General features: G+C 66.5%; 16 protein-coding genes. 10 read left to right on the forward strand and 6 right to left on the reverse strand.

What is annotated here, in order from left to right; translation table 11 throughout:
• The first annotated feature begins 2 nt into the window (after positions 1 to 2).
• The 3 genes from fliP to fliR all read left to right on the forward strand — a co-directional run bounded on the left by fliP (position 3) and on the right by fliR (position 1,965).
• Complete coding sequence (gene fliP, locus ABE85_RS15190; RefSeq protein ID WP_067276216.1) at positions 3 to 818, forward strand: flagellar type III secretion system pore protein FliP; 816 nt, start codon at positions 3 to 5, stop codon at positions 816 to 818.
• 51 nt (positions 819 to 869) lie between these two features.
• On the forward strand, positions 870 to 1,139 hold the full coding sequence (gene fliQ / locus ABE85_RS15195) for a flagellar biosynthesis protein FliQ (RefSeq protein ID WP_067276217.1): 270 nt from the start codon (positions 870 to 872) through the stop codon (positions 1,137 to 1,139).
• Positions 1,140 to 1,200: 61 nt separating this feature from the next.
• The gene (gene fliR, locus ABE85_RS15200; RefSeq protein WP_067276219.1) at positions 1,201 to 1,965 is read left to right on the forward strand and encodes a flagellar biosynthetic protein FliR; all 765 of its coding nucleotides are present in this window, start codon (positions 1,201 to 1,203) and stop codon (positions 1,963 to 1,965) included.
• A gap of 54 nt (positions 1,966 to 2,019) precedes the next feature.
• On the opposite strand, the gene ABE85_RS15205 is transcribed toward fliR, so the two are convergent.
• From ABE85_RS15205 to ABE85_RS15230, 6 genes are all read right to left on the reverse strand, one after another.
• A complete protein-coding gene (locus ABE85_RS15205) occupies positions 2,020 to 3,336 on the reverse strand; it encodes an ABC transporter permease (RefSeq protein ID WP_067276222.1) in 1,317 nt (438 codons plus the stop codon).
• 2 nt (positions 3,337 to 3,338) lie between these two features.
• Positions 3,339 to 4,508, reverse strand: a complete 1,170-nt coding sequence (locus ABE85_RS15210) for an ABC transporter permease (protein WP_067276223.1) — start codon at positions 4,506 to 4,508, stop codon at positions 3,339 to 3,341.
• 42 nt (positions 4,509 to 4,550) lie between these two features.
• On the reverse strand, positions 4,551 to 5,246 hold the full coding sequence (locus ABE85_RS15215; protein WP_067276225.1) for an ABC transporter ATP-binding protein: 696 nt from the start codon (positions 5,244 to 5,246) through the stop codon (positions 4,551 to 4,553).
• Between the two features lie 64 nt (positions 5,247 to 5,310).
• Complete coding sequence (locus tag ABE85_RS15220) at positions 5,311 to 6,528, reverse strand: efflux RND transporter periplasmic adaptor subunit (protein ID WP_197507021.1); 1,218 nt, start codon at positions 6,526 to 6,528, stop codon at positions 5,311 to 5,313.
• Between the two features lie 162 nt (positions 6,529 to 6,690).
• Positions 6,691 to 7,338 carry a response regulator transcription factor gene (locus ABE85_RS15225; RefSeq protein WP_067276230.1) on the reverse strand — a complete coding sequence of 216 codons (648 nt, stop codon included), beginning with the start codon at positions 7,336 to 7,338 and terminating at the stop codon, positions 6,691 to 6,693.
• Positions 7,335 to 8,495: a histidine kinase gene (locus ABE85_RS15230; RefSeq protein ID WP_067276232.1), complete on the reverse strand. Its 1,161-nt coding sequence runs from the start codon at positions 8,493 to 8,495 to the stop codon at positions 7,335 to 7,337. The genes ABE85_RS15225 and ABE85_RS15230 overlap by 4 nt, the downstream gene beginning before the upstream one ends.
• 282 nt (positions 8,496 to 8,777) lie before the next feature.
• On the opposite strand from ABE85_RS15230, the gene ABE85_RS15235 reads away from it, so the two are divergent.
• The 7 genes from ABE85_RS15235 (at position 8,778) to ABE85_RS15265 (ending at position 18,893) form a co-directional block, all read left to right on the forward strand.
• Positions 8,778 to 9,236, forward strand: a complete 459-nt coding sequence (locus ABE85_RS15235; protein WP_067276237.1) for a hypothetical protein — start codon at positions 8,778 to 8,780, stop codon at positions 9,234 to 9,236.
• Positions 9,237 to 9,357: 121 nt separating this feature from the next.
• Positions 9,358 to 9,720, forward strand: a complete 363-nt coding sequence (locus ABE85_RS15240; RefSeq protein WP_067068294.1) for a response regulator — start codon at positions 9,358 to 9,360, stop codon at positions 9,718 to 9,720.
• 19 nt (positions 9,721 to 9,739) lie between these two features.
• Entirely contained in the window at positions 9,740 to 11,881 is a 2,142-nt protein-coding gene (locus ABE85_RS15245; RefSeq protein ID WP_067276239.1) for a chemotaxis protein CheA, read from the forward strand.
• 70 nt (positions 11,882 to 11,951) lie between these two features.
• The gene (locus ABE85_RS15250; protein ID WP_067276241.1) at positions 11,952 to 13,859 is read left to right on the forward strand and encodes a methyl-accepting chemotaxis protein; all 1,908 of its coding nucleotides are present in this window, start codon (positions 11,952 to 11,954) and stop codon (positions 13,857 to 13,859) included.
• Between the two features lie 21 nt (positions 13,860 to 13,880).
• Positions 13,881 to 14,426, forward strand: a complete 546-nt coding sequence (locus ABE85_RS15255; RefSeq protein WP_082938639.1) for a chemotaxis protein CheW — start codon at positions 13,881 to 13,883, stop codon at positions 14,424 to 14,426.
• Positions 14,427 to 14,572: 146 nt separating this feature from the next.
• Positions 14,573 to 16,678: a methyl-accepting chemotaxis protein gene (locus tag ABE85_RS28760; RefSeq protein ID WP_067276243.1), complete on the forward strand. Its 2,106-nt coding sequence runs from the start codon at positions 14,573 to 14,575 to the stop codon at positions 16,676 to 16,678.
• Positions 16,679 to 16,817: 139 nt separating this feature from the next.
• A complete protein-coding gene (locus ABE85_RS15265) occupies positions 16,818 to 18,893 on the forward strand; it encodes a M3 family metallopeptidase (protein ID WP_067276245.1) in 2,076 nt (691 codons plus the stop codon).
• Positions 18,894 to 18,905 lie beyond the last annotated feature (12 nt).

Raw genomic sequence — 18,905 nt, forward strand, 5'->3', positions numbered from 1 at the left:
GCATGACCGCTTCGACCTCCCAAGCTCCAGCCCTGCACGCGCCCCGTCGCCCGCGGCTGTCGCGGCGTGCGCTGGGCGTCGCCGGCGTGCTCGCGCTCGGCGGTCTCAGTGCCGCGGCGTGGGCCCAGCAAGGCGGCGGCGCGCCCGCCAGCGTGCCGCTGATCATCGGCCAGGGCGCCGGGGGCAACAGCTATTCGGTCCCGATCCAGACGCTGCTGTTCTTCACCGCGCTTGGCTTCCTGCCGGCCGTGCTGCTGATGATGACCGGCTTCACCCGGATCGTGATCGTGCTGTCGCTACTGCGCCAGGCGCTCGGCACGCAGGCGGCACCGCCGAACCAAGTGATCGTCGGCCTGTCGCTGTTCCTCACCTTCTTCGTGATGAGCCCGACGCTGGACCGCGTCTACGCCGAGGCCTACCAGCCCTACCAGGCCGGTCAGATCGGCTTCGAGGTCGCGCTCGACCGCGCGCAGGTGCCGATGCGCGCCTTCATGCTGAAGCAGACCCGTCAATCGGACGTTGCGCTGTTCGCCAAGCTGGCCAAGCTCGAGCCCAACGTCGCGCCCGAGAACGTGCCCTTCCGCGTGCTGGTGCCGGCCTTCGTGACCAGCGAGCTGAAATCCGCGTTCCAGATCGCGTTCCTGATCTTCATCCCGTTCCTGGTGATCGACATGATCGTCTCCAGCGTGCTGATGAGCCTGGGGATGATGATGCTGTCGCCGGTGCTGGTCTCGCTGCCGTTCAAGCTGATGCTGTTCGTGCTGGCGGACGGCTGGAACCTGCTGCTGGGGTCGCTGGCGGCGTCGTTCGCGCAGTAGCGGCGCGCCCGTTCCGAAGCGATCCAACGTAGCGACTCCAAGGACAAGCCCATGGATGCACAACAGGTTTTTTCAATCGGCCAGCAGGGGCTGTACGTGCTGCTGATGGTCGCGGCGCCCATCCTGCTGACGGTGCTGGCGGTCGGCGTGCTGGTGTCGGTGTTCCAGGCGGCGACGCAGATCAACGAATCGACGCTGTCGTTCGTGCCCAAGATCGTCGCCGCGGTGCTGGTGCTTGCGATCGCCGGGCCCTGGATGATCACGACGTTGGTCGAATACATCCAGCGCACGCTGCAGAGCATCCCGCAGGCGCTGGGCTGAGGCGCGTCACCGCGCCTCCTTGTCCGACGCTGCCGCACGGATCCCACGGCCCTCGATCCCGATGATCTCCTTCAGCGAAGCGCAACTGCTGGCGTGGATCAGTCCGATCCTGTGGCCGTTCGTCCGCACGCTGGCGCTGTTCGCCGGGATGCCGGTCTTCAGCCAGCGTCAGGTGCCGGCGCGCGTGCGCATCGGGCTCGCGCTGTTCATCTCGGTGGCCGCGCAACCGTCTCTGCCGGCCATGCCGGTGATCCCGCTCGACTCTCTGCCGCAGCTCCTCGCGGTAACCGGGCAGCAGCTGCTGATCGGACTGGCGATGGGCTTTGCCGTGCGGGTCGTGTTCGCGGCGCTGGAATTCGCCGGGGAATTGATCGGCCTGCAGATGGGGCTCAACTTCGCGGGGTTCTTCGATCCGTCGACCGGTTCTCAGGGGACATCGACGTCGCGCTTCCTGGGCTCGATGGTGGCGTTCCTGTTCGTCGCGATCAACGGCCACCTGATGCTGATCAACTCGCTGGTCGAGAGCTTCCAGGCCTTCCCCGTCGGAGAGGAACCGTTCCGCTTCCTGCGCATCGCGCAGCCTCAGGTCTGGGGCGCGGAGATCTTCCGCATGGGACTGTGGATCGCGCTGCCGCTGATCACGATGCTGATGTTCGTGAACCTCGTGCTCGGCATCATCTCGCGCGTGGCGCCGCAGTTGAACGTGTTCTCCATCGGCTTCCCGCTGACGGTGAGCATCGGCCTCGTCGGTCTGGTCGCGACACTGCCGTTGATGCATCAGCCGTTCATGATCGCCCTGGAACGGATGCTGGCGGCGTTCAACTGACCACTGCGGAGTTCTGGCCGACCGATGCTTGCCAGTATCGGTCGGCGTCCCGCTTCAGAGCTCGCGCAGCGCTGTCGTGACCGGCAGGCTCGCCGCCCGCACCGCAGGGAACAGGCCCCCGATGAAGCCGATGGCCAGGGCCCACTTGAGGCCTTCCCACAGCAGTTGTCCCGACACCCTCAGCTCGAAGCTCAGCTTGCCCACGGACCCGGCCGCCATCGTCGACGCCGAATGTCCGTTGAAGATCAGATAGGCGATCCCCCCACCGATGATGCCGCCGATCGCGGCCAGCAGCATCGTCTCCAGCATCACCGCCACCACCACCGGCAGTCCGGGGAAGCCGATGGCGCGCAGCGTGGCGATCTCACGGGCTCGTGTCGCAACGGCCGCGAACATGGTGTTCAAGGCGCCGAACACTGCGCCGACCGCCATGATCGATCCGACCACGATCCCGATGATCCGCAGGATCTTGGTCATCTGCTCCGATTGCTTCGCGAAGAACGCCAGCGTCGTCGTGGCATCCACCTTCAGTTGCGGATTGGCTTCGAGCGCCGCCTTGAACTCCTTGAAGGCGCTCGCATCCGTCAGCTTCACCGTCACGGAATTGCGGCTCGCGCCTCGCCGATAGGTGTCGGCAACGACCGGTGCATCGGCCCACAACTCGGATTCCATCGAGTCACCCGACGCGAACACCCCCGTGACCGTCCACATCTGGCTGCCCAGTCGGATCTGCTTGCCCGGCTCCAGACCCTCGAACTGGCGCGCCGCGCCTTGCCCGACGATCAGCTCCTTCAGCCCCGCCTGGAACTTGCGCCCGGCGACGATCCTGATCTGCGGCCGCACCGCGAAGGCCTCGTCGCCGACGCCGCGCATCTGGACGCTGCCCTCCTCGTCCGTCTTCGTGCCCTTGACCGGCAGGTTGGCCGCGACCACCGTCTCGGCGGACAGCAGCGGCTCGCCCTTCGCGGACTTCGCCACGCCCGGCGCCTGCCCGATCTGCGTGATGTCGTCGCGCGTCATGACGGACGCCACCTCCGCCGCCGAGGCGCCGCGCAGCACGATGGCCGTGTCTTCACTGCCCGACTTGCGCAGCGTCTCCGAATAGCCCTCGGCCATCGCCAGCAGCGCCACCAGCACGCCGACCACGCCCGCGATGCCCACGACGATCACCGCCGACGAGCCGATGCGCTGAGGCAGCGTGCTCACGCCGACGCCGGTCACCGAGCGCGCCTGCGCACCTCGCCGGGTCAGGAACATCCACAGTGCCAGCAGCACCGCCAGGCCGAGCGCCCCGACCCACGGCAACATCACCCACGCCACCAGCACGAGCACCAGCAGCAGCACCAATCCCAGGTTCTTCAGGAATTTCATGGTCAGGCCCTCCCCGCCAGCGCATCGGTGATGTTCAGCCGCATCGCGTTCAAGGCCGGCAGCGCGCCGACGATCACGCCGAACAGCACCATCAGCCCGACGCCGGTGGCCCAGCTGTTCAAGCCGGCCGCCGGCAGGCGCAGCGTGCCGCCGCTGCCCGCGCTCACGGCCGGCCCGATGACGCTCGCCAGTGCCAGTCCGATGACGCCGCCGATCACCAGCAGCAGCACCGACTCCGCCAGCACCATCGCCAGCACGCTGCGGCCGGAGAAACCGATCGTCTTCAGCACGGCGATCTCGCTGGTGCGCTCGCGCACGGCCTGCATCATCGTGTTGCCCGACAGCAGCAGCAGCGTGAAGAACACCGCGCCCATGATCGAGCTGACGATCAGTCCGATGTCCGCCACCTGCTTCATCCACGAGGCCATCGCCGCCTGCTCGGTCTGCGTGCGGGTCTCATGGTCCGAGTTGGCCGAGATCGCGTCGATCGCCTTGGCCACGCGGTCCGCCTGGTTCGCGTCGGCGACCCGGGTCACGTACCAGCCGACCGCGCCCTGGTTGTAGGGCGTCGTGTCGTCGAAGTACTTCCAGTTCAGCAGGAACAGCTGGTCGTACCAGCCGCTGGACTTCTTGTCCGCGGCATGGATCAGGCCGACGACCTCGAACTGCCAGTTCTTGCTGCCGTTGCGGTCAGGGAAGATCGTCGACTGCAGCGGGATCTTGTCCCCGACTTTCCAGTTGAAGCGCTTGGCCAACCCCTCGCCCACCAGCGCACCGATGCGTGTCGTCGCAAAGGCCTGTTTCGCCTGATCGGTGACGACCATCTCCGGATACATGTCGAGGTAGTTCGGCGCGACCGCGAAGCTGAAGACCTGGTTGTGCGGATCCTGGTAAGCGCCGCCGAACCAGTTGGCATAGGTCACCAGCTTGACGCCGTCCACCGATTGGAGGCGCTGCGTCAGCGCCATCGGCAAGGTCTGGATGAAGGACAGCCGCGAGCCGGTCTGCAGCCGCGACGCGCCGTTGGCCGACTGGCCGGCCTGGTCGAAGGAGGTGCGGACCGCGTCCAGCAGCCCGAACAGCAGGAACGCGGTGATGATGGACACCAGCGTCAGCACTGTCCGGAGCTTGCGCCGGAACAGCGCCGCCCAGATGAGGTGAAGGTATTTCATGGCGAGCCCTTTCTTGCGGGACTTGACCTTGGCGCGGCGGCCTCAGGCCGAGGCGGACACGGTCTGCTCGACCAGCGTGCCCTTGTCCAGGTGCAGCGTCTGACGGGCGCGCTCGGCGGCCTTCGGATCGTGCGTCACCATCACGATGGTCTTCCCGTGGTCCCGGTTGAGCGCCTGAAGCAAGGCCAGCACGTCCTCGGCCGATTGACGGTCCAGGTCGCCGGTGGGCTCGTCGCAGACGAGCAGGGTCGGGTCGGAGACGATCGCCCGCGCGATCGACACGCGCTGCTGCTGGCCGCCAGAGAGTTCCGTGGGCTTGTGGCTGGCACGGTCCGACAGGCCCACCAGCTGCAGCGCGATCGCGGCGCGCTTCTTGCGCTCGGCTGCCGACAGCTTGGTCAGCAGCAGCGGCAGCTCCACGTTGCGCTGCGCCGAGAGCGTCGGCATCAGGTTGTAGAACTGGAACACGAAGCCCACCCGGGCCGCTCGCCACTTCGCCAGCGCCGCAGAGCTGAGCTGGTCGATGCGCTCCCCGCCGATGGCGATGCTGCCGCCGCTGGGCTGGTCCAGCCCGCCGATGAGGTTGAGCAGCGTCGTCTTGCCGGAGCCGGACGGGCCCATCAGCGCCAGGAACTCGCCCTGCTGCACATCCAGGTCGATGTGATGCAGCACCTCCACCTTCTGCTTGCCGCGGGTGTAGACCTTGGACAGGTCACGGATCTCGATCAGATTGCTCACGGTGACTCCTCGCTTCGGTTTCCTGGACTTCCAGCGGGGACGTGGCGTCCCCGCGCTGTCGGCTTCACCTGCCGGCCGCCGGCTTGATCTCGCCGCCGTCGCGCAAGGCTTCGGGCGGATTGAGGACGACGGTGTCGCCGGCCTTCACGCCGTCGAGCACCACCGCCTGGTCTCCGACCGGCGTGCCCTGGCGCACCTTGCGCTGGGCGACGGTCTGGCCGGTCACGACGAACACGAGGTCGCCGCCATCGCGTGATACGACAGCCGACTTCGGCACGAGCACGCCGGGCGGCGGCGCGGTCTGCGCGCTTTCCTTCGCGGCGAGGAAGGACACGCGGACACCCATGTCGGGCACGACGCGCTGGTCCTTCTGCTCGAGCGCAACCCGCACCTTCACAGTCGCCTTGCCGCGGTCGGCCGAGGGCACCACCGCGATCACGTGCGCCGGGATGCGCCAGTCGGGATAGGCATCCAGCACCGCCTGGGCCGGCATGTCGGCCTTGACCTGGCCGATGTAGGCCTCGTTGACGTCGACGTCCACTTCCAGCGAGTCCATGTCGACGATGGTGCCGACGCCGGTCCGCGTGAAGCCGCCGCCGGCGGAGAGCGGCGACACAATCTCGCCGACCTGCGCCGCCTTCGCGATAATGACGCCAGAGAACGGCGCCTTGACGACCGTGTAGTCGAAATTGACCTGCGCCTGTGTGGCCTGCGCAGCGGCGGCATCGGCCTCGCGCCGGCGCGCTTCCAGCTGCGCAGCGTAGGCGTTCACCGCTGTGCGGGCCTGTTCGGCGGACTGTTTGGTGGTCATGCCGCTGAGGGCCAGCTCGTCCTGGCGCTTCAGGTCGGACTGCGACTGGAGCCAGTGCGCACGCGTCGCTTCGATGTTGGCCTGCGCGCTCTTCACGTTGGCCCGGGCCATGTCGAGCGCGGCCCGCAACGCGTGATCCTCGAGACGGGCCAACACCTGACCCTTCTGGATCTTGTCGCCTTCCTCGAACAGCACCTCGGTCAGTGTGCCGGTAATCTGCGTCGATACCGTCGCGGCACGACGCGCCGTCACGTAGCCGGTCGCCTGCAGGACGGCTGCGCCGCCTGCGCCGCCGCGCGACTGGGCCGTGGCGGTCTCAACCTCCGGCACCTGCGACTGCCGCCACCACCACCAGCCACCCACGACCAGCAGCGCCAACACGACCAGCACAGCCACCAGCGTCCAGACCCACCGGGGCGGCCCGCCCCCGTGGTCGTCGCGCTCGTTCCCCTGGATGCGCAGCTCTTTCAACAGTGCGGTATCGATGACGGCCCCCTGTGTGTCAGTACGGGGCGCATTCTCCGAGGCGCCCCCTGCTCGTCAATGCTGACTTGCGATGAATGGCGGCTGGCTGGCGTGAACGTCCCTGGATGACGACGAACGGGGACGGAGGATTTCGACTGAGGCCTGGACTCAGCTTTCGACCAGTCCGTTGCGGATGGCGTAGACCGTCAGTTCTGAGTTGTTGGACAACGCCAGCTTCTCCAGCACCCGCGCGCGGTACACGCTCACCGTCTTGGGGCTGAGCATCAGCTCCTCGGCGATGTCGGACAGGCGCTTGCCCGACGCGATCATCACCAGGGTCTGGAGTTCGCGATCGGACAACTTCTGGTGGGCCTGCTCCGGCGCCGGCGCGGTCAGGCTCTCCACCAGCATCTGCGCGATCTCGGGCGTCACGTACTTGCGTCCCTGCGCCACCGTGCGCACCGCCTGCACCAGCAGTTGCGGATCGCCGCCCTTGTTCACGTATCCGTAGGCTCCGGCGCGCAGCGCGCGTATCGCGTACTGGTCCTCGGGGTACATCGACACGATCAGCACCCTTGTCGTCGTTCCCTCGTCCTTGAGCACGTGCAACACGTCCAGACCGCTGCGACCCGGCATGTTGATGTCGAGCACCAGTACGTCGCACTGTTTGTCGACCGCCAGCGTGCGCATCAGGCTGCGCAGCTCGCCGTAATCGCCGGCTTCGCCGACCACCTCGATGTCTGGCGCGTCGGACAGCGTGTCGCGGATGCCTCGACGGATCAGCGCATGGTCGTCGCAAAGGATCACTTTGATCATAGGGCGCCCCACGAAGAGGGGTCATGGCCGGCACCGGCAGGGACCGGCTCCCCGTCGTCGTCGAATTCGAAATCGCCGATCACGCCGCGCAAGGGCACGGACAGGATCAGCGCCGTGCCCTGCAAGCCGCTGCTGAGATCCACCCAGCCGCCAACCGTCGCCGCGCGCTCGCGCAACCCGCGAATGCCGAAGCTGCGGGCCTTGCTCAGGTCGCCCGGCGCGACACCGTGGCCGTTGTCCTTGATCTCCAGCGTCAGCACGCCGCCCTCCATGCTCAATTCCACGTCGACCTTGGTCGCCCCGGCATGTTTGGACACATTGGTCAGCGCCTCCTGCGCGCAGCGGTAGGCCACCAGCGGGACGCCCGCCGGCAACTGGAATTGCTCGCCGACATGTCGCACCGCGGTGGCGATGCCGGTCCGGCGCTCGAAGCGTGCCGCGAGCCATTGCACTGCTGCCAGCAATCCTTGTTCCAGGATGGCCGGGCGGAGGTTGTGCATGATGCGCTGGCTCGATTCGATGGCGCTGGTCACCGTCTCCAGCGCCGACTGCACGCGCTGCTGGACGTCATCGTCCTTGCTGTGACGCGCGATCCAGGCCAAGTCGAACTTCAGCGCCGTCAGCGATCCCCCGACGTCGTCGTGGATCTCGCGGGCGATCGCCGCCCGTTCCATCTCGACGCTCGTCTGCAGGTGCCCCGCCAGCTCGTGCAGCTGCTGCTTGGATTTGAGCAGTTCTCGGTCAGCCTCCTGCCGCGCGAGTTGGGCCTCGCAGGACTCGATCGCGTGCATCAGCGCCGGCGCCAGCCGCGTCAGGTTGTTCTTGAGCAGGTAATCCGAAGCCCCGGTGCGCATCGCCGCGACCGCCGTGTCCTCGCCGATTTCACCCGACACCAGCACGAACGGGAGCACCAGTTGCCGCTGCTTGATCATGTCCAGCACGACCAGTCCCGAATACCCGGGGAGGTTGTAATCGGAAATCACCGCATCCCAGGTCCGGTCGAGGGCTGCCTCGATATCGGGCAGCGTGTCCAGCCGCGTGATCTCGAATCGCAATCCGGACCGCTGCAACTGGGCCAGGATCAGTTGGTGATCCAGGTCGGAATCCTCGATATGAAGCAGGCGCAGAGAGCGCTCGGCCAGGGGGAGAGTCGGCATGGCCGGGAGTATGCCAAGTTTGTCGCGCATCCCTCATCTATGCAGGGAGCCCCCACGCATTATTCATCTGGAAACCTTAGAGTCTTGGGTTTACCCTTATCGAGATTTGCCACGGTCAAGTCGATGACCAAACGATCTGACCTATTGGGATGACTTTGCACGGTTAGTCCCGTCGACAGATGCGTGGCAAAAGCCGAAGATTCTTGCCAGCCGACAAGTCCGGGCGCATGTCTGAGTTGGGCAGACATGAAGACGCACCAGGACACCCTAAGTGGAGCCAAGATGCAAATCGATGAGACGTCGGTCGAGCCGGAAGGCACAGGACTGATGCCGCTGCTCGCCGCTGCCGAGCTGCAGGACCATCTGATGACGGTCAACAACGATCTCGAGCGCCTGCAGCGCCTGCTTGATGACGCCTGCGAAGCGTTGTCGACGCATTTCTTCGGCGCTTCGAGCCTTGTGGACCAGATGCGCGAGCGTCTGCCGGAAGCCAAGGATCAGGATGCGCTGCAGCAGCTGATGCTGCATCTGGCCGGTGCGATCACCGCGCTGCAGTTCCAGGACATGTCGACGCAGTTGATCGCGCACACCAGCCAGCGACTGCGCAACTGTTCCGACCAGCTTGCGCGCGACACCTTCGGGGACGACGAGGACGGCATGGCCGTCGTCGAAACCGCCCCCCTGCGCCCCAATCCCGTCACGCAAGACGAGATGGACGCCGGTTCGGTTGAACTTTTCTGAATGTTCCCCCGATCCGTCCGTTAGGTCACGAAATCACCGGGCACCGTCACCAGACCGCCCTCAAGGTCCTCAAGAATCTTCAGGTCCACCCGAAAACCGCTTGTCATCCGGAGAACTCAAAATGCCCTCGATCCTCGCCGTAGACGATTCGGCCTCCATGCGCCAGATGGTCTCGTTCACCCTCAAGAATGCGGGTTTCAACGTCGTGGAGGCGGTGGACGGGCAAGATGCTTGGGAGAAGTCGTCCCAGCGCGATTTCGATCTGGTGCTGACCGACCAGAACATGCCCCGGATGGACGGCATCAGCCTGACCAAGAAGCTGCGCGACAACCCCAAGTTCAAGACCACGCCGATCCTGATCCTGACCACCGAGTCCAGCGATCAGATGAAGCAGGCGGGTCGTGCGGCGGGCGCCACCGGCTGGCTGGTGAAGCCTTTCGACCCGGCCAAGCTGATCGAGGTGATCGGCAAGGTGATTCGCTGAAGGCTAGCTGGAGAGATTCATGGGAGATATGACCTCCGAGGGCGCAAACCTGGGTGCTGGCATCGACCTGAGCCAGTTCTACCAGGTCTTCTTCGAAGAAGCCGGGGAGAACCTCGACAACATGGAACAGCTGCTGCTGAACCTGGACATCGAGAACCCGGACGACGAGCAGATGAACGCCATCTTCCGCTGCGCCCATTCGATCAAGGGTGGCGCGGCGACGTTCGGCTTCAACGACGTGGCCGAACTGACGCACCAGATGGAAACGCTGCTGGACAAGCTGCGTCGCCACGAGCTGGCGCCGACCTCGCCGATGGTGGATGTGCTGCTGCAATCCGGCGATGCGCTGAAGGCGCAACTGGCCCGCCATCAGGGATCGGGCGCCGACGCGGTGGACACTTCCGCCTTGCTGAGCAGCATCCGCACGCTGGTGGACGGCGGCACATTGGACGGCACGCGCGCACCCGCTCCCGCGCCCGCCACCTTGGCCGCGCCCGCCGCGGCACCTGCGGCGCCCGCGGCAGCCCCGCTGAAATCGAACGTTCGCCAGCTTGAACTCCTCGTCGGCCCGCTGAGCGACGCCGCGCAGGCCGACAATCTGGTCGAGCTGTTCAAGGAAATCACGGACCTCGGCACGATCGAGCCGCTGGACGGCGGCATCTCCGCCGACGGCATGCGTCGCTTCAAGGTGCTGACGAGCAGTACCGACAACGATCTGCTGGACCTGTTCACCTTCCACGTTTCGCGCGAGCAGGTCAAGCTGCTGCCGCTGAGCGAAGGCTTCGGCTTCCACGAGGGTGCGCCCGGCGCGCCGCTGGAGACCAAGAAGGACGAGGACCCCGGCTACGGCTTCTTCGACGACGCGCCCGGCGTGCCGGAAGCGACCGCCGCCGAAGCCAAGGCCGAGGCGCCCAAGACCAACGTGCCGGTGCCCGCCGCCAAGCCTGCGGCGCCCGCTCGCACCGACGTCGCCCCGCGCGCCGGCGGTGCCAGCCCGGATCAGTCCACGTTGCGCGTGTCTGTCGAAAAGGTGGATCAGTTGATCAACCTGGTCGGCGAACTCGTCATCACGCAGGCGATGCTGGCGCAGAACAGCCGCAACCTCGACCCGGGCCTGTATCAGCAATTGGCTTCCGGACTCGCCGACCTGGAGCGCAACACGCGCGATCTTCAGGAATCGGTCATGTCGATCCGCATGATCCCGATGTCGGTCGTGTTCAACCGTTTCCCGCGGATGCTGCGCGACCTGGCGGCCAAGCTCGGCAAGAAGGTCGAGTTGGTCACGCAAGGCGAAGCGACCGAACTTGACAAAGGCCTGGTCGAGAAGATCACCGATCCGCTGACCCACCTGGTGCGCAACAGCTGCGACCATGGCATCGAATCGCCCGCCGACCGCGCCGCCAAGGGCAAGCCCGAGCAGGGCACGATCACGCTGGTCGCCTCCCACCAGGGTGGCTCCATCGTCATCGAAGTGCGCGACGATGGACGCGGACTGAACCGCGAGAAGCTGATCCGCAAGGCCCGCGAAAAGGGCATCGACGCGCCGGACACGATGACCGACCAGGAGGTCTGGGGCCTGATCTTCGCGCCGGGTTTCTCGACCGCCGATCAGGTCACGGACGTTTCCGGCCGTGGCGTGGGCATGGACGTCGTGAAGAAGAACATCACCTCCCTCGGTGGCACGGTGGAGATCGATTCCGCCGAAGGCTACGGCATGAAGGTCTCTGTCCGCCTGCCGCTGACCCTGGCCATCATGGACGGCATGAGCGTGGGCGTCGGTGAAGAGGTCTACATCCTTCCGCTGTCGTCGGTGGTCGAGTCCTTCCAGGTCCAGTCCGACACGATCAAGACAGTCGGCGGTTCGGGTCGCGTGGTCGAGGTCCGCGACGAGTACATGCCCGTCGTCGAGCTCGAGCAGGTGTTCAACGTGCCCCGCTTCGACTTCGAGCATGTCAGCTCGATCATGGTTGTCGTCGAGGCCGAGGGCGGCCGCGTGGCGATGCTGGTGGACGAACTGCTCGGCCAGCAGCAGGTGGTGGTGAAGAACCTCGAAGCGAACTACCGCAAGGTGACGGACGTCTCCGGCGCGACCATCATGGGCGACGGTCGCGTGGCGCTGATCCTGGACGTGGGCAGCCTGGTGCGTCGCTCGCGTCATTGACACTCCCGGGCGTTTTTGAATCAGGGCGGACGTCGGTCGAAAGCCGGCGTCCAACGCATAAGAGGTAGACATGAATTTCAGCGCATTGATGCGTCAATTCAGCATCCGGACCCGCATGATCGGCGCGATCGGCATCGTGCTGGCGCTGTTGATGGTGGTCGGCAGCGTGGGACTGTTCGGCATGCAGTCGATGCGCGGCCAGACGCAGGAGTTCCTCGAGAAATCGACCGCTCGCGGCAATCTGCTCGGCGACCTCGCGGGCACGATGGGCAAGCTCCGTGTCCATGAGAAGGACATGATCATCAACTACGAGAAGCCCGAGGTGGTCAAGGATCGCCACGCCAAGTGGGATGCCGCCCGCAAGAAGGCTTCGGAACAACTGGCTGAGCTCGCCAAGCTCAGCGGCGCCGACGACCAGGACGCGATCAAGAAGTTGCAGACCGCGCTGGAGACCTACGGCGCCAAATCCGCGAACGTGGTGACGCAGTTGGAAGCCGGCGCATACGATCATGCAGCGGTCGCCGACCGGCTGCTGCAGCCCGCCAAGGACCAGGTGGCGGAAGCCGAGAAGCAGCTTGACGAACTGGCCACCCGCCTCGAAGCGCAGTCGGAAGCGATGCGCAAGGGCATGGAAAGCACCCAGGGCGGCGTGTTGTGGACCTTCGGCCTGGTGCTGGTGTTCGCCGCCATCGTCGTGGTGCCACTGACGCTGTTGAACATGCAGACCATCTGCGCTCCGTTGGCCGACGCCGAAGCCCTGGCGGCCGCGATCGCCGAAGGTGACCTGTCGCGCACGATGAAGCCGGTTGAAGGTGTCGACGAGGCATCCAAGCTGATGCGCTCGCTGCACCACATGCAGGAAGCGTTGCAGTCGATGGTCAGCCAGTTGCGGACCGCGGCCGATTCGATCCGCACCGCTTCGGTCGAGATCGCGACCGGCAACCAGGACTTGTCCAGCCGCACCGAACAGACCGCTTCCAACCTGCAAGAAGCCGCGTCCTCGCTGGTCCAGTTGACGGGCACCGTCAAGCAGACTGCCGACTCGGCGCGCACCGCCAACCAACTGGCCTCCTCCGCGTCCGGCGCGGCAGCCAAAGGCGGCGAGGTGGTGAGCCAGGTCGTCTCGACGATGGACGAGATCAACGCCAGTTCCAAGCGCATCAGCGACATCATCGGCACGATCGACGGCATCGCGTTCCAGACCAACATCCTGGCTTTGAATGCTGCCGTGGAAGCCGCCCGCGCAGGCGAACAGGGCCGTGGCTTCGCGGTCGTGGCCGGAGAGGTCCGTTCGCTGGCACAGCGCAGTGCCGAAGCCGCTCGCGAGATCAAGACGCTGATCGGCGCCAGCGTCGAGCGCGTCGAGACCGGCTCGCGCCTGGTGCAGGAAGCGGGCAGCACGATGAGCGACATCGTCTCCAGCGTGCAGCGGGTGACGGACATCATCGGCGAGATCACCGCCGCCTCCAGTGAACAGAGCGACGGCATCAGCCAGGTCAACCAGGGTGTCAGCAACCTGGACCAGATGACGCAGCAGAACGCCGCACTGGTCGAGCAGTCCGCCGCCGCCGCCGAAAGCCTGAAGGACCAAGCCGAGCGCCTGGGCGGCGTGGTCGACCGCTTCCGCGTGTCCGGCAACGCGACGGCGCTTTCGGCGACCGCGTTCACTGCCAAGTCGAGCACCGTGACGAAACCGGCCGCCACCTCGACCGCAGCCGCTTCTACGACGACGACGATGGCGCCGGTCAAACCGGCCGCCAAGTTCGAACACAAGGCCGCGCCGGCCAAGCCCGCCGCAGCGAAGGCCAAGCCGGCAAAGTCGGTCACCGCGCCCGCTACCAGACCCACCACCACGGCGTCGGCAAAACCAGCCGCCGCCAAGCCCGCAGCCTCGCCCAAGGCAGCGCCAGCACCGTTCACTCCCAAGCCGGCAGCCCCGGCCACCACCGCCGACGACGGCGACTGGGAAACCTTCTAATCAGCCGCACGAGGTCAACACATGGAAATCGTCCAACAAACCGGCACGCAAGTCGTGCAAGCGAACTCTGGCGCGCTGGTCCCGCAAGGTGCCGCGAATGCCGCCCCCGCCAGCGGTGAGTACCTCACCTTCCGCCTGGGCCAGGAGGAATACGGCATCGATATCCTGAAAGTCCAGGAGATCCGTTCCTACGAGCAGCCGACCCGCATCGCCAACGCGCCCGATTTCATCAAGGGTGTCGTGAACCTGCGCGGCGTGATCGTGCCGATCGTCGATCTGCGCCTGAAGCTGGGCTGCGCGACGGCCGAGTACAACAGCTTCACCGTCGTGATCGTGCTGAACGTCAAGAACCGCGTCGTCGGCGCGGTGGTGGACTCGGTGTCCGACGTGCTGGAACTGAATCGCGACGTGATCCGTCCGGCGCCGGAGTTGAGCGCGAGCACCGTCAACACCAGCTTCATCATGGGCATCGGCGCAGTCGCCGAGCGCATGCTGATCCTGATCGACATCGAGGGTCTCATGTCCAGCGCGGACATGGGGCTGATGGACGCGGTCACGATCGCCTGATCGAACAAAGAAGACGCCCGGCCCGCCCGGGCGTTTTTTCTGGTCGGTCCGCGCCGTGATGGCGCGCCAAGAGAGAGCGTGTTACGTGGGGGAATGGCGCCAGAGAGCGTGATGCCCGGTGCCGGCAACAGCCAAGGAGCCCGTTCATGTTCGACTCGATCAAGACCCGGCTGATCGCGCTGGGCGTCGGCATCGTCGCCCTGACGCTGCTGGCGATCACCGTCGCCAACTACGTGACCGTGCGGGGCCATACCCGGCAGCAGGTTTCCCAATCCCTCGATGAACTGGCCGCGGCCCGTTCCGATGCGATCCGCCAGTGGGTCCGTTCGCAGCGCGACATCGTCTCGTCGCTGCAGCCGGCCGTCGCGGCCGCCGATCCGGTGCCGCTGTTGCAGCAGGCAGCGAAGTCGGGGCGACTCGAGGCCGCCTACGTCGGGTTCGCCGACAAGAAGATCGTCTTCAATACGCCGCAGAATCTGCCGGCCGACTACGACCCCACCGCGCGGCCCTGGTACACCGGCGCTGCAGGCGCCTCGGGTACCGTACTGACTGCGCCGTACATGGACGCCTCCAAAGGCAGGTTGGTCGTCACCTTCGCCGCAGCAGACAAGAGTGGCGGAGGCACCAAGGCCGTCATCGCGACGGACGTGTTCCTGGACGACGTCGTCGCGACGGTCCAGGCGATCAAGCCGACGCCGGGCGGCTTCGCATTCCTGATGTCGAAGGACGGCAAGATCGTTGCACACCCCGACGCCAAGCTGGCGCTGAAGGACGCCACCGCCATCTCCGGGCAGTTGACCCCGCAGGCGTTGGCCACGGCGCTGGATCCGGCCGCGGGCTGGGTGGAAGCGAATGTAGGCGGCGATGTCTTCCTGGTCAGCGGCACGCCGATCGCGGACACCGACTGGCAATTGTTCGTCGCCGCGAAGAAGGACGAGGCCCTGGCCTCGTTGAGCGCGCTCCTTCGCACCGCGGTCATCACTGCGCTGGTGATGATGGCGATCGCGGCGGTTGCGATGACCGGCACGATCAGCGCGATGCTGCGCGGCGTAGACCGCGTGCGCGCCGCGCTCGACGACATCAGCGCCGGTGACGGCGACCTGACGCAACGCCTGCCGGCGGGCGGTCGCGACGAGGTCGGCCGGATCGCCTCGTCATTCAACCTGTTCGCCGAGAAGATCCAGCGCATCCTGCTGGACGTGCGCGCGGCCAGCAACTCGATCACGACGGCCTCCAGCGAGATCGCGATCGGCTCGCAGGACCTGTCGCAGCGCACCGAGGAAACAGCGTCCAACCTGCAACAGGCGGCGTCGTCGATGGAGGAGTTGACCGCGACCGTTCGCCAGACCTCAGACGCGGCGCAGACAGCCAACCAGCTGGCGTCGAGCGCGTCCAGCGCGGCGGCGCGCGGCGGTCAGGTCGTGGGCCAGGTGGTCTCGACGATGGACGAGATCACCGCCAGTTCCAGAAAGATCAACGACATCATCGGGACCATCGATGGCATTGCCTTCCAGACCAACATCCTCGCCTTGAACGCGGCGGTGGAAGCCGCGCGCGCCGGCGAACAGGGCCGCGGTTTCGCCGTGGTCGCGAGCGAGGTGCGTTCGCTGGCGCAGCGCAGCGCCGAAGCGGCCAAGGAGATCAAGACGCTGATCGGCGCCAGCGTGACCAGCGTCGAGGCCGGTTCACGACTGGTGCAGGCGGCGGGCGAGTCGATGAGCGACATCGTGGGGAGCGTGCAGCGGGTCACCGACATCATCGGTGAGATCACCGCCGCGTCGACCGAACAGAGCAGCGGCATCGCGCAGGTCAACGACGCCGTCGTGCAGCTGGACCGGATGACGCAGCAGAACGCGGCCCTGGTGGAGGAATCGGCGGCCGCCGCGGAAAGCCTCAAGGACCAGGCCCACCGCTTGACGGAGATCGTCTCGGTCTTCCGCCTGGGCTCGGAAGGAATGGCATCGGTCGCGCGGCCTGCGAAGCCCGCACCGACCTCCCGACCGGCGACGTCCGCCGCGTCATCGACTTCGTCGTCGAAGTCGCCGAAGTCCGGCGCGCCGATCGCGGCGCCGAAGCCGGCGTCCAAGGTCATGGCCACGGCCGCGGGCGGTGCCGTGCATGACGCCGTCAAGCCTCCCCTTTCTACGCCGAGGCCGGTGTCGAAGCCGAACCCGAAGCCCGCGGTGACGACGGCCCCGCCGCCGCCCCGACCGGCGCCGGCGGCCGACGACGGCGACTGGGAAACCTTCTGAGGAAGAGAATGCAGGTCTCGTGCGCGGCACGTCCGACTTGATAGCGCGGACGCCGCCCCCACGATAGAAACCTCCCGCGCATCCGCGCGCGAAAGGCTGAGACACTGTCCCGGCATTTCGCCAGACTCACGAGGCCTGCATGACCGACTCCACCGCCGCCGCGCCTTCCGCTGCTTCCTACGATGCGAACCCGCTGCTTTCCACTGCGTCGCTGCCCGATTTCGCCGCGATCGATCCCTCGCACATCCAGCCGGCCATCACCGAGCTGTTGACCCAGGCCCAGAGGGCGCTCGACCAGGTCACGGGCCCCGACGCCCCCGCCGACTACGATTTCCTGTCCCGCACGCTGAACGTCGCCTCGGAGCGCCTGGGGACCGCCTGGGGGGCCGTGGGCCACCTGAACGCGGTCGCCAACACCCCGGCGCTGCGCGAGGCCTACAACGCGATGTTGCCGGCGGTCACCGAGTTCTACACCGCACTGGGCGCCAACGAGGCCCTCTACGCCAAGTACAAGGCCATCGCCGCATTGCCCGACCTGACGCCCGAGCGCGCGCAGCTGCTGAAGCACGCGATCCGCGATTTCGTGCTGTCCGGCGCCGAACTGCAGGGCGAGGCCAAGGAGCGCTTCGCGAAGATCCAGGAACGCAGCGCCGAACTCGGGCAAGCCTTTTCCGAACACGTGATGGACGCCACCGACGGCTGGAGCTACCTGGCCAAGGCGTCCGAGCTGAAGGGCGTCCCCGCGGACGTGATCGCCAACGCGCGCGCCGCGGCGGAGAAGGATGGCAGCACGGATCCCGACACGCACAAGGTGACGCTGCACTTCCCCGTCTACATGCCGGTGATGCAGTACGCCGAGGACCGCGCGCTGCGCGAGCGGCTGTACCGCGCGTACGTCACGCGCGCCAGCGAACTCGGCGACAAGCCGGACTGGGACAACGGCCCGCTGATGCAGGAACTGCTGATGCTGCGCCAGGAGGAGGCCCGCCTGCTGGGCTTCGCCAGCTTCGCCGACGCCTCGCTGGTGCCGAAGATGGCGACCTCGCCCGCGCAGGTCCTGGACTTCCTGCGCGATCTGGCCGGACGCGCCCGCCCGTATGCGCAGCGTGATCTGGACGAGCTGCACGACTTCGCCAAGGCGGCGCTGCGCATGGACGACCTGCAGGCCTGGGACCTGCCGTTCGTGTCCGAGAAGCTCAAGGAGGCGCGCTACGCGTTCTCCGACCAGGAGGTCCGGCAATACCTGACCCTGCCGCGCGTGCTGGACGGACTGTTCCGTATCGTCGACCGACTGTTCGGCGTGCAGTTGGTACCGGCGACGGCGTCCCTGTGGCACGAGTCGGTGCAGTTCTGCGAGCTGCGCCGCGACGGGCGGCTGATCGGCCAGGTCTACCTGGACCTCTATGCGCGCACCGGCAAGCGGCCGGGTGCCTGGATGGACGAGGTCCGCAGCCGCTGGGCACGACCCGACCTGGCGGGCACGGGCGCCGAGCAGATCCCTGTCGCGCACCTGGTCTGCAACTTCCCTCAAGGCGCCGACGGCAAGCCGGCGCTGCTGACGCACGACGACGTCACGACGCTTTTCCACGAATGCGGCCACGGCCTGCATCATCTGCTCACGCGCGTGGCGGAGCTGGGCGTGTCGGGCATCTCGGGCGTCGAGTGGGACGCCGTCGAACTGCCGAGCCAGTTCATGGAGAACTTCTGCTGGGAGTGGGAAGTGATCCAGCAGTTGTCCGCGCATGTGGACACCGGTGAGCCGCTGCCACGCGCGCTCTTCGACAAGATGCTGGCGGCGAAGAACTTCCAGGCCGGGCTGCAGACGCTGCGCCAGATCGAGTTCTCGCTCTTCGACATGCGCTTGCATGCGGAGCCCGGCGCGGAGACGCGCGTGCAGGAGCTGCTGGACGAGGTGCGTTCCGAAGTGGCCGTGCTGCCGCCGCCGGCGTTCAACCGCTTCCAGCACAGTTTCTCGCACATCTTTGCCGGCGGTTATGCGGCGGGCTACTACAGCTACAAGTGGGCGGAGGTGCTGTCAGCCGATTGCTGGAGCGCCTTCGAGGAGGAAGGCGTATTCAACCCGGCGACGGGCCGGCGCTACCTCGACGAGATCCTGTCCATGGGCAGCGTTCGCGACGCGATGGACAACTTCAAGGCCTTCCGTGGTCGGGAGCCGCAGATCGATGCATTGCTGCGGCATCAGGGCATGGCGTGAAGAATCGAGCCC

It is taken from the genome of Mitsuaria sp. 7 (genome assembly GCF_001653795.1).
Lineage (GTDB): Bacteria > Pseudomonadota > Gammaproteobacteria > Burkholderiales > Burkholderiaceae_C > Roseateles.

Bases quoted from the DNA above. Each gene is read 5' to 3' on its own strand.
- fliP (WP_067276216.1), top strand. From the start codon at position 3: ATGACCGCTTCGACCTCCCAAGCTCCAGCCCTGCACGCGCCCCGTCGC.
- fliQ (WP_067276217.1), top strand. From the start codon at position 870: ATGGATGCACAACAGGTTTTTTCAATCGGCCAGCAGGGGCTGTACGTG.
- fliR (WP_067276219.1), top strand. From the start codon at position 1,201: ATGATCTCCTTCAGCGAAGCGCAACTGCTGGCGTGGATCAGTCCGATC.
- ABE85_RS15205 (WP_067276222.1), bottom strand. From the start codon at position 3,336: ATGAAATTCCTGAAGAACCTGGGATTGGTGCTGCTGCTGGTGCTCGTG.
- ABE85_RS15210 (WP_067276223.1), bottom strand. From the start codon at position 4,508: ATGAAATACCTTCACCTCATCTGGGCGGCGCTGTTCCGGCGCAAGCTC.
- ABE85_RS15225 (WP_067276230.1), bottom strand. From the start codon at position 7,338: ATGATCAAAGTGATCCTTTGCGACGACCATGCGCTGATCCGTCGAGGC.
- ABE85_RS15230 (WP_067276232.1), bottom strand. From the start codon at position 8,495: ATGCCGACTCTCCCCCTGGCCGAGCGCTCTCTGCGCCTGCTTCATATC.
- ABE85_RS15235 (WP_067276237.1), top strand. From the start codon at position 8,778: ATGCAAATCGATGAGACGTCGGTCGAGCCGGAAGGCACAGGACTGATG.
- ABE85_RS15240 (WP_067068294.1), top strand. From the start codon at position 9,358: ATGCCCTCGATCCTCGCCGTAGACGATTCGGCCTCCATGCGCCAGATG.
- ABE85_RS15245 (WP_067276239.1), top strand. From the start codon at position 9,740: ATGGGAGATATGACCTCCGAGGGCGCAAACCTGGGTGCTGGCATCGAC.
- ABE85_RS15250 (WP_067276241.1), top strand. From the start codon at position 11,952: ATGAATTTCAGCGCATTGATGCGTCAATTCAGCATCCGGACCCGCATG.
- ABE85_RS15255 (WP_082938639.1), top strand. From the start codon at position 13,881: ATGGAAATCGTCCAACAAACCGGCACGCAAGTCGTGCAAGCGAACTCT.
- ABE85_RS28760 (WP_067276243.1), top strand. From the start codon at position 14,573: ATGTTCGACTCGATCAAGACCCGGCTGATCGCGCTGGGCGTCGGCATC.
- ABE85_RS15265 (WP_067276245.1), top strand. From the start codon at position 16,818: ATGACCGACTCCACCGCCGCCGCGCCTTCCGCTGCTTCCTACGATGCG.